We start from the raw sequence: 16,750 nt of genomic DNA, 5'->3' as shown, positions 1-16,750 counted from the left end.
TTAGATATTAATAGGATTGGGGCAGGTGAACGTACATGAAATTAGGCATTGATATGCATCATGGTTTTTTGCAAGAGGAGCTTCCGGTTGAGGAGGCGCTCCAGAAGGCGAAGCGCGAGGGATTTGACGGCGTTTATTATAAGCTGCCGCTCTCCGTATCTCCAACTCTGGATCGTGCCGAGCTCCAGGCTGCGGCCGACTGCGCAAGAGAGCTGGGCCTGTATATCGACTTTGGCATCGGGCGCGTCAATCCGTTCAATACGAATGAAACGCCGGAGGCCTGGACGATTGGCGGCGGCGATTACAAGCGCGCTGTCGAGAAGATGCTGGAAGCGGCGGCGTTCATGGGCGCCAAGGAGCTGATCGGAGTGACAGCCGGCTGGAAGGGCGAGCATAAGGGCTACCATGTGTACGACCGGTTCCGCACCGATGTCACTTGGACAGAGCAGCTGCAGGCGACCGCACGTTTTTTGAAATCGCTCGCGCCTGCTCTGCGGGATACCGGAACGCGGATTAACCTGGAGACGCATGAGGAAATAACGTCGTTTGAAATATTGCGCTTGATTGAAGAAGTGGGCGAGGATGTGCTGGGCGTGGCATTCGATACCGCGAATGTCGTATCGCGGGCGGAAGATCCCGTAAGCGTAGCGCGCAGAACCGCTCCATATGTGCATCAAATGCATGCCAAGGACTGTATTCTGTACTTCTCGGATACGGGACTGGTACGGCAAGTGAAGCCGGCGGGCGAGGGCTTCGTTGACTTCCGCGAGATCTTCTCCATCATCTCGGCGCATCAGCCGGATCTGCATATTCAGATCGAAGACCATAAGGGCCTCATGCATCTGGATCTGTATGTAGCAGAGTGGCGCAACAGCCATCCCGATCTGACGGTAGAGGAGACGGCGGAGCTTGTGAGACATGCATGGCGCTGCCAGCAGCGCATTCAATCCGGCAATCTGCCTGATCCTGCCATCTATGAGGTGCCGGTCTATGCGGAGCAGCGCGACCAGCGGCTGCAGCAGGCGACGTCCCATCTGAGCGGCATCCTTCGGGAAATGGGGCTGCGGCCATGAAGAAGAAGCTAAAGGGCGCTTACGTCATCGGCTATGAAGGCAACGACCATGTCATATACCGGAATGGCGAAGTGGTATACGAAGGCGACACGATCCTGTATGTTGGCAAGCAATATCCAGGAGCTGTCGATGAGGAGCTGGACATGGGGCTGGCGATTATTAGCCCCGGCTTCATCGATCTCGATGCGCTTGTGGATATCGACCATGGCATCCTTGATGTAGCGGTGCCTAGGACGCCGGGAGACCGGTACCGTCGCAATTTGGACACCTTCCGCAAGAAGGATCTGTTCAGCCGGGAGGAGCTGCGCACCAAGCATCGCCTGTCTTATGCCCAGCTTATAATGAACGGCATAACAACGGGCATGCCGATTGCCGGAGACGGATTCCGTGCCTGGGCGGAGACGTATGAGGAGATGGCTGACGGAGCGGAGATTGCTGCAGAGCTTGGCATGCGGATGTATCTCGGACCAAGCTACCGGATGTCGCCTTCGCCGCATGCCCCGGTCGATACTGTTAGAGGGCCGGCAAGCGTACAGGATGCTTTCCGGTATGTAGAGAATTTCGACGGCTCGTTCGGCGGACTAATCCGAGCATTCCTATCGCCATGCCAGCTTCTGAATTTGACAGTGGACGTAGTGAAGGAGACGAAGGCGTTCAGCGACAGCACGGGAGCGCCGATTCGCCTGCACTGCGCGGAATCGCCACAAGAGGCGGCGTATCTGATGGAGAAGTATGGTCTGTCGCCGATTGAATATTTGGCTCATCTGGAATTTCTGGGCGCCAGAACGCTTATTCCTCATGCCATACTTACCGGGCCGATGCTGAGCAGCGGCAAGCCGAAGACGGATGAGCTGGCATTGCTGGTGAATTCCGCTGCTTCCGTCGTTCATACACCGATTGCGGAATCCCACGGCGGCCAGGCGCTGTATTCGTTCAGCCATTACCTGTCAGCCGGCGTCAATATGACGATGGGTACCGATACGCATCCGGCCGATATGATCCAGAACCTTAATTTTGCTTGGAATCTGACGCGGATTATTGAACGCGGCGAGCTGTTCAATCCATATGGAGGCCCGATTGAAGCCGCAGCGCGCAAGACCACGGAAGCGGATCTGTTCCGCGCGGCGACGACGAACGGCGCGAAGGCGCTTGGGCGCGACGATCTGGGCAAGCTGGCACCAGGCGCCAAAGCCGACATTATCGTGGTCGCGCTGGATTCGCTGCGCGTGACGCCGATTGAAGATCCGATCCGCACACTCATTATGAATACGACCGGAGCGAATGTCCGGGATGTTGTCATTAACGGGCGTACGGTTATGAGAAACTTCGTGCTGCCGGACCTGGATACAGAGGAGCTGCGGGAGAAAGGCCAACTGTGCTTCGACAAATATAAAGCCTGCTATACCGCGACCGATCAGGAGCTCAGGTCCGGCGATGTGCTTTTTCCGCCAGCTTTTCCGATTATTGATTAGCACTCATGTTTAGTTGAAGGAGATAGTTTCTGTGGTCTTAATTATGCCTTTTGCGGCAGCTTCCTTGTTCGTGCTTCAATCGCTTTTGCTTAAGAGGCTGGGCGGCAGAGGACAGGATACATTCACGGTTCATGCCGCCTACATGCTTCTGGTTGCGGCTGGCTGCCTGATTGCATGGGCGGCATCGCAGGGCGGACTGCGAATCAGTCCGGCTTCGGCTCTGATCGGGCTGCTGTACGGCATTGACTTCGCCCTCACGATGATCTTGTATGCGAAGGCTTTGTCATCCGGGCCGCTGTCCTATTCTTCGTTCTGCTTCTCGGCGAGCATGCTCATTCCGGTAGCGGCCAGCAGCGTGCTCTGGGGCGAGCGGCTTAGCCCCCCACAATCGGTCGGCATTGTTCTGTTCCTCTTGTCCTTCTATTTCATTTTGGTTGTGGACGCCAGTAGGAAAGGGGAGTCGACTCGTCCCGGGAAGAGCTGGTACGGCTATGCGCTCGGCGCATTCGTCATGAACGGGCTCCTGTCCGTTTTTGGGAAGCTTCAGCAGATTGCAGTAGGCGGCGAGACGGCAGCTTTTCTGGGCATCGGATTTCTGTCGGCAGCTGCTGTGGCAATGGTGGCAGCGCTTGTTCTATCGGCGCGCAAGCTAAAGTCGGGGCATGCAGGAGCCGGGGCGACCCAAGGGACCGCCAGACTTGCGCTGCGCAGCGGGTTCCCGTGGATGATTATCGCGGCTTTGGCGGCAGCGACAGGCATCGGCAACGGACTGGTCGTATGGCTGACGCCGCAGGTTGCGGGAGCATACCTTTTCCCTACCGTTAACGGCAGCGTGATTGTAGGCCTTCTGTTCGCCTCCAGAGCGGTATACGGAGAACGGCTGACAGCTGCCGGCTGGACGGGCGCAGCCATCGGAGTGGCTGCTGTAATACTAGTGAGCTTATGATGAGAGAAGGAGTGGATGAGATGATACAATTAGGCGTGTTAGGCAGTTGGAACGGATTTCATGTCAAGGAATATGCGGCGATGCTGGCGAAGAACGGCGAAGCGAAGCTGGTATCGATAAGCGATGATAATGAGGCGCTGGCTGCTGCCGCTGCGCAGGGGCTGAGCCTGACGGTGAAGTCGCATGAGGAGCTGCTTGCCGATCCCGCGATTGCCGGCGTTATCGTGACGGCTGCGCCCGATCGCGCTGCCGCCTTGATTGCGGATGCGGTCGCGGCTGGGAAAGCGGTGCTGGCCGACAAGCTGATTGCGGTGACCGGCACGGACGCGGAGCGTGTAGCGGCTGCGGTCCGCGCAGGTGAGGTGCCCTTTGCGCTTGATCTGCCGCTTGCGCAGAAGCCGGTCTGCCTGGCGGCGAAGCATACGCTCGATTCGGGCCGCCTGGGCCGCCTGACAGGCGTGCGTATCCGCAATGCCCATGGCGGGCTGCTGAAGGGCATGCTGCCGCCTCATTTCGTCGAAGATCCAAGTGGCCTGCTAACGGATATAGGCTTGCACGGCATCTACATGGCTTGTCTCTTGCTGGGACAGCCGCAAGCAGTAACGGCGCTCTCTGCCGGAGCTTCCGCTTCGCGTACGCCAGAGACGGCCGTCTGCGTGCTGGAATTCGGGGATGGACTGCTTGTAACCGTAGAGATGGGGTATGTATCCCCGGTATCTCCGTTCACGCTGGAGCTGTTCGGCACGGAAGGCATGTTCACTGGCGGCGGCTATGCGGGATCGGCCCGGATCAAAGGAGCTGCAGACGAGGATTGGACGGATCTGCCGCTCCTTCAGGAGCACGAGCGCCCGCTTACCATGCTGGAGCAGTGGCTTCAGGATATTGAAGCGGGCAAGGAGGAGAGCGAGGCTTGGAATTTAAGCCAGGGCATTGTGATCGGACGTGTGCTGGAAGCGATCACAAGGTCGCTGAATCAAGGCGTACGCGCAACTGTATAAGGCATGGTAAGGTCTGAATGGAGCGAACAGCAAGGGGAAGGGCACAGCCTTTCTCCTTGTTGTCATGCCTGAATACCGAGCAGAATAGAAGGGGCTGCTTAGGCTCCATCAGAACCCATGATCCTACACATAAAAGCCCTTCCGTACTCCTCAATGGAGACGAAAGGGCTTGTTGTATGTCTAGCTGCACGTATGACCAGCATGAAAAAGAAGGCTTTGTTAAACCTTAATGTTGATATTTACAGCTACCACAGCCGCTTGAAAAAAATGGATGGACCGCTTGGCAAATGTATAATGTAGATACCCCATAAAAACAAAGGAGAACTGCCGCTTGATTTAATTGATGAGTATAAATTACGGTTTCTCCCGTCCTGATCGGTAAGGGATTGCCGTTATTCCAAGGTCTCAAGGGGAAGATCAATCTTAAGCTAATTGAATCAAAACCATTGATTCTGGAGCCATAGGTCTCGTTTACCAAACGATGAGATGACTTTGTCACTTAAGGTGTTACGCAAACGGAAGACGATAGCTCAATTAACCGTCTGTTCACAAAGGCGGTTTTCTTATGGTCACAAATCAACATTAGAATTTAACCTAGTCAAAAAGAAAAGAGAGGCCAAATGGCCTCTCCATGTCCCAGCTATTAATAAGACGAACCTAATCGAAGGTTCGTCTTATTTATAATATTGGAGGACATTTATGAGATCGTACCATTAATTTGATTGGCAATAATAGTGCTGGCTTTGTGGGGGGCCTCTTGGATAGCAATTCAGTGGTATTTTGACACAAATGCTGAAGATGGTAGAGGGACTTTTGGTGATATGTTCTGAGCTGTAAATTCATTATTCTCTGGACTAGCTTTTGCTGGGATCATTTACACCATCATAATGCAGCGAAGGGATTTGGAACTTCAAAAGAAGTCAATAAGACTACAAACAGAAGAACTAGCATTGACCAGAGATGAAACTAAAAGAATGGCTGATGAACTAGAAGGTCAAAAGCAGCTAATGAACATACAAAGAGTAGAGAGTATTGTATTTAAAATGTTGAATTCAACTAACGACTATCGAAATGCAATAATTCAGGATGTAGATGAGGAGAGAATTGGTCTCGTTGCAATATCTTCTAATTTCGTTCTTGAAAATGAGTGTATACAGACTCGAAAATATTATTACCCTACCAATTTCTACCGGGGTAATAAAAGTACTGTTGATCGGTACCATAAAGCGATTCGGCATACATTAAAAATTATCAATGAATCAGATATTCCTAATGAAAGAAAAAGTCTTTATGCTAGTATTTTGGATACCAGTTTAGCCATGCGTAATTATGAAGAGCGCTGGTTTGCGACTGCCAGGACTGCTACCAAGCCGGAGAATATGCAAGGATTTCATGAAGACTACATGCTCTTCATAGTAGATGAAGCTTCAGGTGTTGATGATAGGATTATGGCCGCTATATTTGATACATTATCAGGTGATTATAATAAGTTATTTATGTGCGGGAACCCTACTAAAACTAGTGGGTTCTTTTTTGATTCTCATAATAGAGATCGCAATATCTATAAGACACATCAGATATCGTGCCTTGATAGTCCCAGGACAAGTAAAGAAAACATTGAAATGCTTAAGCAGAAGTATGGTGAAGGTAGCGATGTTTGGCGTGTTCGGGTTCAAGGACAGTTTCCTCGCGGCGAATCAGGGACATTCATAACTTTAGAAACTGCTGAATTTGCGGCAAGAGAAGTCAAAGCAATCCCAACTGGAACTGTTCTTACTGTCGGTTGTGACGTTGCGCGATTCGGTGATGATGAAACATCTATTTACGCCGGTATCGGTAAGAAAGTTGTTGGAGAAAAACATCATCACAAAGAAGATACTATGGTAACAGCGGGATGGGTTGTTCGTATAACAAAAGATGTTTTGAAAGCACATCCAGAAATAGAAAGAGTAATAATTCGTGTGGACGACACTGGTGTCGGTGGCGGCGTAACTGATCGGTTAAATGAAATTGTTGCTGAAGAAGGCTTGTCATGGGAAATAGACCCGATAAACAATAATGGTAAGACTCTCGATGAGCATTATGGAAATCTTGGGTCTGAAATGTGGGGAACTATTAGGACGGCGTTGGAAGGAAACATGACTGCTTTCATTAATGGTCAAACGCCGGATTTTGAATTACCTGATGACGACAGATTAATATCCCAACTTTCAACAAGGAAATGGCGAATGACTTCTAAGGGAAAAATCATGCTAGAAAGTAAAGACGATATGAAGAAACGTGGACTCAAGTCACCTGACCGGGCGGATGCATATGTGTTGACGTTTGGAGAATATCAGATTGAGCCAGATGAACATGTAATGATTCCTTCTATAAGTAGTATTTCTTTAAGGAGATAAACTGAAAAATGAGGTTGACCGCCTCACTCTCAATGCCACTCCGAATGGGGCGACTCTTACAATATTCGAGATTATCTATTATAGACAGACATTAATGGATATGGGAATATTGTACTATACTGAATCAGGGGGTTGCTGGTGCGATATGGAGTTTTTAAATGAGGGGTATATAGGTGTAATAATTGGAGTCATTGGCATAATACTTTCTGTGTATTTTTATAGAAAGTCATTGAATCGTCCAAGGCCAGCCTATCAAATGGCTTCAATGAGGGTAATCGAAGAAGTTTCAGATAGTAACGGAAATATTGAAATAATGTTCAATGGTTCAAAAGTTGATCGTGTGGTAAAGACTCAAGTTGCTTTTTGGAATGCGGGCTCTAATACAATTAATAGTCATGATATAGTAGAGCGAGATCCTATAATAATTATGTATTCGGAAGACTCCAAGATATTGAACTATAATATTATCTCAATATCTCGAAGTGTCAATTTATTTAGAGCAATTATTAATGAGAATAGTAACCAAGTTGAGGTTACATTTGACTTTCTCGACCCAAGCGATGGAGCTATTATAGAAATTATTCATAATGATAATAAATTATTTCCGAGAGTTACTGGAACAATAAAAGGAAATATGAAAGGGATTACTGATTACGGAAAATTAGCATATCCATTATTAAATAGAGGTAAAAGGAAAATCGGAAGTGATTTTTATGCAGCTTCATCAATAATGATGATGTCGATATATTTAGGTCTAATGTATTTTTTTCCTGATGAGATTCGCTCAAACCCCAATACTTCAGCAGTTATACTTATTATCTCGCTATTCGGAGTTTTAACATGCTTGATGCTGTTAATATTCGGTTTGATCAGGAGAAGGAAATTCCCTGAGAGAAGATTTAAGCCGCTTAATAGTACAAAGATTAATGATGAAGCAAATTAAAATCCACTCAAAACAGAAGGATGCCATTATGCCCAAATCATGTTAGACATTCTACAATACGGGCCATGGATGCTGAAGCACAAAGGTGACCGCTGCTGCCGGCAGCTCGCTGATAGGCATTAGCATTACTCGCGTCAGCATGTCGGGGCACCGATGTTCTGCCAGCCTGGTCGCAACCTTTTATTGAGGACTGCCGCCGCCGACGCCGTATGGGTGACATGGGGGGATTCGCGATGATGGGCTACAGGCTTGGTAATGCACACTCATCCGAAACGAGTCACACCACCTCAGCAGCGATATGATCCGTTCTGCGATCAAAGCAACAATCTCCGAATGGGGCCAGCCGCCGCCAGATGGCATAATCGCATACGTTGATTAATCGAAGGTCCGGAGTCTAAATCCGGGCTTTTGTTTTTGGTCAGGGGGCTTCCAGCGGATTGGTCGGAGCAAGCGGCGTGGACTTCTACTTCTACAATTTCTTCCTTGACTGGTGTCGAAACGTGTTGGATACTGGAGGGGATATAATTATCAGGGGTGAGAAGAATTGGCAGAGCTTTTCGGTAGATTGCTTGACTTAAAGAATAACACATATCGGAAATATCTTAGTGTGATGGCAATTATATTACTGTTACTTTATTATATTAAGCTTGTTCACCCAGGTACGATGCAAGATTTATTAGATATAATCGCACTATTAGCAAAACGCTTAAATTACTCAGAGTGGGAAGCGTTGATCAATGTTGTATATTATCTACTTGTTTATTTAACATTGCTAGTGTTCATTGCATATATGTATCTTTTAGTAATAAATGGTGATTGGAAAAGAAGATTGGGCGGTTTTAAAATATACTTCGTGAGGAAGAACTTTTTCCGAATGATGGGGAATCTATTGATTAACGTTGCTATCACTCATCTTATCACTGTTGGTTATTTTGTTTTACTGGATGTACAATATAGTCTATCACTTCCAGCTTTGATGATATCAGTTTTAGTTTTCGTGTTTTTATTTTTTTGGGTGATTGCTTTTTTGTATGACCACAGTGAAACTTCATGGAACTGGATGGAATAGCAGCTTTGGGTGCTTATTACTTGAATTTTAAACAGCAAAAAGAGCTGTGGGTGCATCACTCACAGATCTCCCTCGATTTATAGCATATATTGTCCGTTATTGGAAGATGATGTATGATTGATGTGGAGGTGAAATGATGTCAAATTGGAAAGAAACAATAGCGCGAAAGTTTTCCAATCATAGCGCAAGAAGAGAGGAAATCCACAACTCTTTATATGCCATCTTACAGGACCTTAGCTGCGAAGAGAGTATTGAAAAAGTTGAATTAAATGTTGAAAGTGAATACCCCCTTGTTTGGGAGATAAGTATTAATGGTAGAAAAGAGACAATCGGTGAAAGTGATGTGGAAACGGCTCAAAAAGGATACAATTTCAATTCGCAACTTCAATTCTCTGAAAATAAAAAAGATATTATGGAAGCTTTGCAAGACTTATTGGTTCAAAAGTTCAAATGATATATTTAAAGTGCCTCCGAGTGCTTTTGATTTGGCACTAATCTGTTAACACACAAAGTGATTACACGGAGGTGTACATGTGAACGATCCTTTTTCAATAATTTGGGATGAATATGTTTTTCCGAATTTCTTATTGATAGCTCCGATTTTCATACTTGGATGGCTGTCCAAGAAATTCTTTGGATATAAGAGATATGGTATTGTAATTGGTGTTATAGTCGGATTAATTCTCTATTACATTTATAAATAATTGACACAGCAACTTTGGGTACTTTTTCTTTTGTCCTTATTTTCTGACCCTCGTAATATATTGAATGGTACTTGGGATTAAATGCTACTGCTAGGAGTGATTACTTTGGTTCGGGAAAAATTAAGTTCTGACAAAGTAAGAAGTCAGTTTGCGAGGTTCCAACAATTTCAAGATGCTAATAAGTTGCAAATGGAATCCGTGAAGAGTGCATTTCAGGCAATAACGGAATCATTTCAAGTTTCATTACCAAAAATAGTAATTCCAAAGGTTGAATTTTCTTTAAATTGGGAAGGCTTTAGTGAAGAGTTTGCTGAAGAGTGCCGGAATAATGCAAAGTATGGTTGGTGTCTTTCGTCGGAAATGGGAGTTGCGGAGTATAGGGAAATCGCTCGCTCTAAGGACAGTCAAGAAGTAAAAGATGAGAAGTTTGTATCTATGTTTGAAGAAGAAGAATTTGCTCTGTATAAAGCTGAAAAGGAGTTTATCATCTCAAAAAGTTCCGAAGAATGGAAAATTCTATATGAAGATTGTTTTAATGCATTTGAAAATGAACTGCACCGATTAGCAATTCCTTCATTGATAATGGGAATCGAACATGAATTATTTGTTATTTCGAACAGCGATATGTATGGTATGAGACTCATTCGTAAAGTAAAATCAGATTTTGAAGAAGGCAATTCTGACAGTACACTTACTTATGCATTGAACGCCCCAGTGTTTTCTGTTTTAGAAAATAGCTTATTTAAAACTATTCCATTTGAAAGCGAACGACCAACTATTATAAACAGAAACTGGGTTCTACACGGGAGAGATGATCCAACTAGTTGGAGTAAGATAGAGATATACAAACTAATGACAATTATTTCAGCAATAAAACTGATCTAATTATAATGTGATATTTGGCTATTATGGCATCCCATTGGCAAGGGGTGCATTTTTTATTGGAGGGAAACAAGAGAACATACACATCGATTCTCTCAACAGAATCAAGTAATATTGCTAGAGTGTTTCAGTCTGTTCAACTAGAAGGTCTCAATTCCGACGGCGTATGCCCCTTCTGCAATTTCTTCCTTGACCATTGTCAAATATTGTCCGATACTGGGAGGTAATGTGTATAAAAGTGAGGGGACAGATGAAAATATCTGATTCGGTTGAGGTTAATTACGAAGAACTCTAATATTTTCAAGTTTATTTTATGAAATGATCAATTTTAAAAAACAGAGAATTGAAAATTTAATTGATCGGTGATTGAGTTACCAAATTAACATAAAAGTGGGTGCAGGATGAATCAGTTTGCAGGTGCCATTGAGTTTGATAGGATAGAGAACTTTATATCAGCAAAACCTTTCGCGATATTGCTAATAGCAGTTTTCGTGTATGCAATAATATTTTTTTTCGCCTCAAAGGTTATTCCGAAGTTGCTACTACGACCAATTGCCGTTGGTGGTGTATTATTAATTTTTGTATTATGGTTTTGGTTTATGTTTTTCAAATAAGATTCCAGGCAATCGATAACAAGTGCTTGACTAGACCGATTTGGGCTAACTCGCCGCGAAAAATGCAAAGATGACTGAGTATACGGGATTGCCCACTAAATGAGATTATGCCGACCACCTAGTACAAGTTAAATAATGATCCTAACTATCGGGAGTGTTACAATAAGAAGAAATTAATTATGTATTTTAAGGCTAAACTCACTGAAAGAGAGAGTGAATGACTATGCAGACACCATATCAATTAATAAGTTATGAAGACTTTGAACGCTCCCATGCCTTAGATACTAAAGTTATGTATACTCTCTTGATGATATTAATGGTGACCCCGTAGTTGTTGGATTGATTACTGATTGGGATATGGAGAGAAAAATTGCAATTGTTAATGGTCAGTCTTATGATCAAACTAAATTCGTCTTTTTATCTGAAGGTGACTAATTTCCTTTGTTATAGATTTGTGCGTACTAAATGAGATTGACCGCGTCACTCTTCTTTGTAACTCCGAACGATTGGAAATTGTTCTTTAAGGAGGAACATCAATGACAATTTTACAACCCCAAGTAGGACATGAAACATTGGAATTACTTACAAATGTGTTAATTGGCAATGGATTTTCAATTGGCATCAGTTCACAATTTAATTACTCATCGTTAGTTGAATTATGTGATTTAAATATCATAGATAAGAAATTGTTTGAAGAATTGGAAACTAGCAACTTCGAATTTGTGATGAAGACACTGGTCAACGCGGACAAACTTGATAAAATCTACAACAGAACAGATTCAACCTTTCTTCATGCATATGGACGTATAAAACGATCTTTGATTGAAGCGATTGGTAAAATACATCCTGAAAAATACGAAATAGATTTATCAGACAACTATGTCCTAAATAAAACAATGGTTAGACACTCAAAAAGAATATTTTCTACAAATTATGACATGTTACTTTATTGGATGATACTCGAAGATAAAAAACATGTTGATTTTTTTGGACGTAGTCATAATAAAGATGGAACATTAAGATTTACACCTAATAGAGAATCCGAAAAACAAGTATTTCATTTACATGGTGCGTTACATTTATATTTGAATGATGGGTATATTGAAAAATTAAATACGAGTGACCATCTTGCGAATCACTCCAGTATTGTTGAACTAATCAAAGAAATGATCGAATTAGGGAGAATGCCGTTATTCATTTCTGAAGGAAATGGTGAGGAGAAGAAAAAATCAATCTTAAACAACGAATATCTTAATTTTTGTTATAAGAGTCTTGAAGATTTAGAAGGAAGTATTACTGTTTTTGGACATAGCTTGGACAATGAAGTTGATAGTCACATTATACATGCTCTAAATAATGCGAAGAAATTGAGTCGAGTAAATTATTGCATTTACACCGAAGGTAAATCTGAACCGGTTATTCAGTTGGAGATGTCGAGGATTACATATTTGTTTAGTGGAAAAGAAGTCGTATTCTATGACTCGGAAAGTATAAGAAATAATATGAGAGTTATTGAATTCTACGTATAGAAACTAAGCAACTCAACACAGGGGGAGTCGGCGCAATATCAAATATTGATCAATCGAAAGTATGGATTCCAACCTACAGAAAAAACTTCTTGAATTAGATAAATCATTTCCCCTATGAATACTATCTACCAATCTTTTAAGTATCAATATCCGTAGTAAATTCGTATAGACGCGATGTTATTCTATAGATGGATAAGAATGAGCGCTAACAAATTGTTGGCGCTTTTTTATATTCAAGTGGAAGGCGGTGAAAGATTGAAATGGTATCATAAAGCCATCTATTTATTTGCAATGAATGTAATACCTACAGCGGTAAAACGTCAAATGATGGGAATAGGCAGGGCTACTTCCCCCAAGAGTTCAAATCCTTGGGGAATATTTAACTGGCTACCTAAGAAACATCAGCAAGCTCATAACATCGATCTTACGAACCTTCAGAGTTATACCGCTGAAGAGTTACTTGAGCTATTAATATCAGTTCACCCGGACGTTTCCTATGCTCTGTACACATACTTGAGGATGGGAGATACACCGTTGACGTTTACTGCAAAGAAAGTTAACGGCAAGGATGATAAGAACGGGCAGCGAATGCTGGATGAATTGAAACGAATACTGAATTCACCTCTTCCTTCTCCAGGCTACCAACATGGTCGATCACTGGATAAACTCGATACGATACAACGTATGATGATCATGGTAAGAGGAGCTTGCGCGGGTGAAGTTGTTTTGAATGAAAATTGTAATGATGTTATTGATATCGTTTCAGTCGATCCTTCTTTGATCTGGTTCAGACGAGAGCAGAACACGGATAGACTAACGCCTCGGCAATATGTTAAGCATCCAAAGCGAAGATCGGGAGAAGAATGGTTCGGCCAATACAAGAAAATTGACACTCCTACATTCATCTATGAAGAATTTGATCCAATGGTTGATGACCCATACGGTCGAACGCCGATGCTTCCAGTTCTTCAAATAGTCTTCTTCCATCTTCAAGTTCTTCAGGATTTAAAGGCGGTTGTTCATAATCAAGGTTATCCGAGAATGGATATCTCAGTCATGGAAGAGATCATGATAAAGTATATGCCTAAGAACATTGCGAACGATCCTGCGAAGCAATCTGCATACTTAAAAAACCGATTGGAAGAAATACAATCGCACTTCGAATCACTAAATCCAGATGATTATTCCATTGGGATAGTGTGAAGGTGGAGTATCTTAAAGGCGGAAACGCGGGACCTATGATCGATATTAAGAAGCTCACTGATATCATCGACACACAAATGGCAACTTCCCTTAAGACGCTTCTAACTATTCTTTCGCGTCATCAAAGGTCAACGGAAACATACAGCTCCATTGATACCCAAATATATATTAAGAATGTAGAGTCCGCGCGGAGCGTTACCAAACGATTCTGGCAGCGGGCTTTTTCGTTATCCTCCAGAATTAAAGGGGTACAAACTTACGTTGAAGTGGATTATTTGCCTATCGATTTGCGATCCGAAAATGAAGTCGAGCGAGACAGGAACTCTAAAATCAACAATTACATTACAGCGGAAAGAGAAAGCTACATTACACCAAAAGAAGCTGCTGAAGAAATTCGTTGGACATTGGGGCTGAATCCGAATATCTCGTTAGAGCTAATTGAAATGTTGGAGCGCAAAGGTAAGACGAATGAATCTATTCCATAGGAAGGAGGTGAGTAGTGCTAATGAGAACCAACAGTAGGAAGAATCGTTCTTTATCGGAGCTACGGAACGCCAAACGGTGAATAGCCGGACAGTGGAACTGGCCGTCGCACATGTAATCTATCGAAATGAAGAATTGAGGAGGTGAGTGTCCATTGGCAGCACCAACTACAGAGCAATTGAGCAAAATAAACCGACTCGCACTTGTTCCAATAACCGATGATCAGGCTCATGTGTTTCAAGCAAAAATTATCGGTACAAAGCGAATTGAAAAGTACAGGATGAAAATAACACCTAATTTCCTAAGAAAGATGGCTGATCAAGTCAAAGAGGGAGTAGCTCTTCTGGTTGATCATCCGTGGATGAAGTGGGGGTCGTTATCCTTTCTGTATGGCCGAACGTTTGACAGTCGAATCGTTGAAGAGAACGGTGAGTTGGAACTTTACGGAGATCATTACATGATCAAGGGGGCAAGAAGCAAACGGAATTTCGACTGATCAACTTGCATCGGGTATTGATGCAGGTACGATCTTCGATACATCTGCGGGGTTTATAACGGCTAAGCACACTTGCAGTATATGGTGGAAACTACTTTAGGGGATCGGAGTGTTCTCATTTACGTGGTCAAACCTATGACGGTAAAGAATGCCTTGTACTGGCTGACGATGGTTATATCATGGAAAACTCCATTGTATTTGATGGAGGTTATGAAGGTGCTGGATTTAAGAGGAGTTCTTTGGCTTTCCAAAGTCGGGATAATCAAAATGAAGCCCCAGTTAATTATGAACCATTGTCTTTAGATGCGAAATCGCTTAACGGCGATGAACGCGTCTTTTATTTTTTTAGCAATAAGGGCGGTCTTTCCGCTTTTGTACTAAGTCAATCAGATACAAGCGATGAAAACAATGAAAAGGCAATTACGTTGTTCGGAGGAGATGGGACAATGGGTGACACTCAAAAAGAAATGGAATTGACGCTTCAACAAATGAAATTAGCGCTCACAACTGCAACGGGTTTGATTAATCAGATTCGAACCGTACTTAACGTTCAAGGCGACTCTGAAATTATTGGCAAACTTGCTGCTCTTAACGCCGATGCTGAAGATGGTAAGTCATACAAGCTCAAACTCGTGGAAGAGACTTGCGGTGCTGGTGTACGTGCGTTAGGCGAAAGTTTTTAACGTAGATGTCATGAAACTTTCATTCAATGCTCTATCCGCAACTGAAGTTGAAAAAAATTCGGGACATTTACAATGCACAAGCCAAAGTGATTCTTGGTAGTGGCGGTTCACATACTCAAGATGCTCGTGTAGACCATCCCGAAGGAGCTTTAAGTGGAATGGCCCCAGCTAATCCGCAGTCAAATGGTGACAATCCAACGCCGGAACAATTACGTGCTACAGCGAGAGAAGAAGCGAGAGCAGCTCTTAAAAACACTGGACACGGAAGTCTAATGAAGGAGGACAAGTAACTATGCATTAAGCTCAATATAATGGCGCTCCTGGACCAGAGGCGATTCATACGCAGGAGTTTATCGAGGTGCTTGCTTCAACTGATTTTCAAGCGCGGCTTCCTGGTGGCGTTCTCTTGACAAAGGAAACGGGGTAATCACAAAGGGAACGGTGTTGGGCCGTGTAACAAATTCGTTCCCTACAAATCGAATGCAACTGACGGATCGGAAAAGGCTGTATGCATTCTCGATAATTCACATGACACAACTGACTCGGATATCGGCGCTTCTGCATGGATTGCTGGTATTTTTACTGAATCAAAACTGACAGGCGTTGATGCAGCGGCTAAGACAGAGCTTCGTCTTTGTTACTTTGTATAAGGGGGATATTACTAATGGCGATTAATGTACTTGATCCACTATTTCTAACCGAAGTTGTTCAAAACATCCGCACTGATATTAATTCATTCCGTGGCGCTCAATTATTGACTGGCGGCGTTGATTTAAAAACTGAGCGTGGTTTAACCATTGAGTACGATATTACGTATGACGATACAGGAATGACATTGCCAACAGGTTTGAACGATCCTTCTCCTATCGATACTCCACCTGTTGTAAAGCATATGAGCTTTACGAATCAGGAGTGGAGAGAGAAGGTCGTCATTGATAGGGAAAAGATGGCTGTGCTGCGTAAGCTGGGAAACAAACTTAATCAGCTATGGGCTGAAGAATTTATGATCTAGCGCATGGTTGGGTTGAATGCTCGACTTGAAACGCGATTCGAATGGATGCGCTGGCAGGGAGCGACTTGTAGAGGCATATAATGAAAAGGCGATGGTTCAGTTGGAAGTGTGGTATCAGAGAACCGTGGAGGGCAGACTTGTAAAGCTGGACTCAAGGACAAAAATGATTCACGTTGAACAAAGAAATGGCGAGACGGAAAGAGTGCCGTTTATGGACATTATGAAGGTAAGTAATGCGGGTTAG

At 43.9% G+C, this 16,750-nt stretch carries 17 protein-coding genes and 1 pseudogene; all 18 read left to right on the top strand.

Annotation, left to right across the window (positions count from 1 at the left end):
- The first annotated feature begins 35 nt into the window (after positions 1-35).
- The 18 genes and pseudogenes from D3P09_RS03295 to D3P09_RS28445 all read left to right on the top strand — a co-directional run bounded on the left by D3P09_RS03295 (position 36) and on the right by D3P09_RS28445 (position 16,750).
- A complete protein-coding gene (locus D3P09_RS03295) occupies positions 36-1,073 on the top strand; it encodes a sugar phosphate isomerase/epimerase family protein (RefSeq protein WP_120107167.1) in 1,038 nt (345 codons plus the stop codon).
- Complete coding sequence (locus D3P09_RS03290; protein WP_120107165.1) at positions 1,070-2,545, top strand: chlorohydrolase family protein; 1,476 nt, start codon at positions 1,070-1,072, stop codon at positions 2,543-2,545. Before D3P09_RS03295 ends, D3P09_RS03290 begins: the two co-directional genes overlap by 4 nt.
- 31 nt (positions 2,546-2,576) lie before the next feature.
- A complete protein-coding gene (locus D3P09_RS03285) occupies positions 2,577-3,491 on the top strand; it encodes an EamA family transporter (RefSeq protein WP_120107163.1) in 915 nt (304 codons plus the stop codon).
- Between the two features lie 20 nt (positions 3,492-3,511).
- Positions 3,512-4,489, top strand: a complete 978-nt coding sequence (locus D3P09_RS03280; protein ID WP_165867295.1) for a Gfo/Idh/MocA family oxidoreductase — start codon at positions 3,512-3,514, stop codon at positions 4,487-4,489.
- A gap of 324 nt (positions 4,490-4,813) precedes the next feature.
- Positions 4,814-4,979: pseudogene (locus D3P09_RS28410) on the top strand (dihydrofolate reductase family protein); the annotation flags it as partial.
- A 460-nt stretch (positions 4,980-5,439) separates the two neighbouring features.
- Positions 5,440-6,888 carry a terminase B gene (locus D3P09_RS03265; RefSeq protein ID WP_243643888.1) on the top strand — a complete coding sequence of 483 codons (1,449 nt, stop codon included), beginning with the start codon at positions 5,440-5,442 and terminating at the stop codon, positions 6,886-6,888.
- A gap of 145 nt (positions 6,889-7,033) precedes the next feature.
- A complete protein-coding gene (locus D3P09_RS03260; RefSeq protein ID WP_120107157.1) occupies positions 7,034-7,831 on the top strand; it encodes a hypothetical protein in 798 nt (265 codons plus the stop codon).
- Between the two features lie 544 nt (positions 7,832-8,375).
- Positions 8,376-8,900 (top strand): hypothetical protein, encoded by a 525-nt coding sequence (locus tag D3P09_RS03255; RefSeq protein WP_120107155.1) that lies wholly within the window; start codon positions 8,376-8,378, stop codon positions 8,898-8,900.
- 136 nt (positions 8,901-9,036) lie between these two features.
- Positions 9,037-9,354: a hypothetical protein gene (locus D3P09_RS03250; protein ID WP_120107153.1), complete on the top strand. Its 318-nt coding sequence runs from the start codon at positions 9,037-9,039 to the stop codon at positions 9,352-9,354.
- A gap of 355 nt (positions 9,355-9,709) precedes the next feature.
- Positions 9,710-10,489: a hypothetical protein gene (locus tag D3P09_RS03245; protein ID WP_120107151.1), complete on the top strand. Its 780-nt coding sequence runs from the start codon at positions 9,710-9,712 to the stop codon at positions 10,487-10,489.
- Positions 10,490-11,636: 1,147 nt separating this feature from the next.
- Entirely contained in the window at positions 11,637-12,629 is a 993-nt protein-coding gene (locus D3P09_RS03235; RefSeq protein ID WP_120107147.1) for a DUF4917 family protein, read from the top strand.
- Between the two features lie 198 nt (positions 12,630-12,827).
- Entirely contained in the window at positions 12,828-13,832 is a 1,005-nt protein-coding gene (locus tag D3P09_RS28000; protein ID WP_243643887.1) for a hypothetical protein, read from the top strand.
- 35 nt (positions 13,833-13,867) lie between these two features.
- The gene (locus tag D3P09_RS27995; protein ID WP_243643886.1) at positions 13,868-14,317 is read left to right on the top strand and encodes a hypothetical protein; all 450 of its coding nucleotides are present in this window, start codon (positions 13,868-13,870) and stop codon (positions 14,315-14,317) included.
- Positions 14,318-14,469: 152 nt separating this feature from the next.
- On the top strand, positions 14,470-14,811 hold the full coding sequence (locus D3P09_RS27990) for a hypothetical protein (protein ID WP_243643885.1): 342 nt from the start codon (positions 14,470-14,472) through the stop codon (positions 14,809-14,811).
- 179 nt (positions 14,812-14,990) lie between these two features.
- On the top strand, positions 14,991-15,494 hold the full coding sequence (locus D3P09_RS27985) for a hypothetical protein (RefSeq protein WP_243643884.1): 504 nt from the start codon (positions 14,991-14,993) through the stop codon (positions 15,492-15,494).
- A gap of 26 nt (positions 15,495-15,520) precedes the next feature.
- Positions 15,521-15,784, top strand: a complete 264-nt coding sequence (locus D3P09_RS27980; RefSeq protein ID WP_243643883.1) for a hypothetical protein — start codon at positions 15,521-15,523, stop codon at positions 15,782-15,784.
- 374 nt (positions 15,785-16,158) lie between these two features.
- Entirely contained in the window at positions 16,159-16,506 is a 348-nt protein-coding gene (locus tag D3P09_RS03215; RefSeq protein ID WP_243643882.1) for a hypothetical protein, read from the top strand.
- 16 nt (positions 16,507-16,522) lie between these two features.
- Positions 16,523-16,750 carry a YolD-like family protein gene (locus D3P09_RS28445; protein ID WP_120107145.1) on the top strand — a complete coding sequence of 76 codons (228 nt, stop codon included), beginning with the start codon at positions 16,523-16,525 and terminating at the stop codon, positions 16,748-16,750.

The organism is Paenibacillus pinisoli (genome assembly GCF_003605435.1).
GTDB lineage: Bacteria > Bacillota > Bacilli > Paenibacillales > Paenibacillaceae > Pristimantibacillus > Pristimantibacillus pinisoli.
Note: the sequence above shows the minus strand (reverse complement) of the source record. Positions and strands in the feature narration are given on the sequence as shown.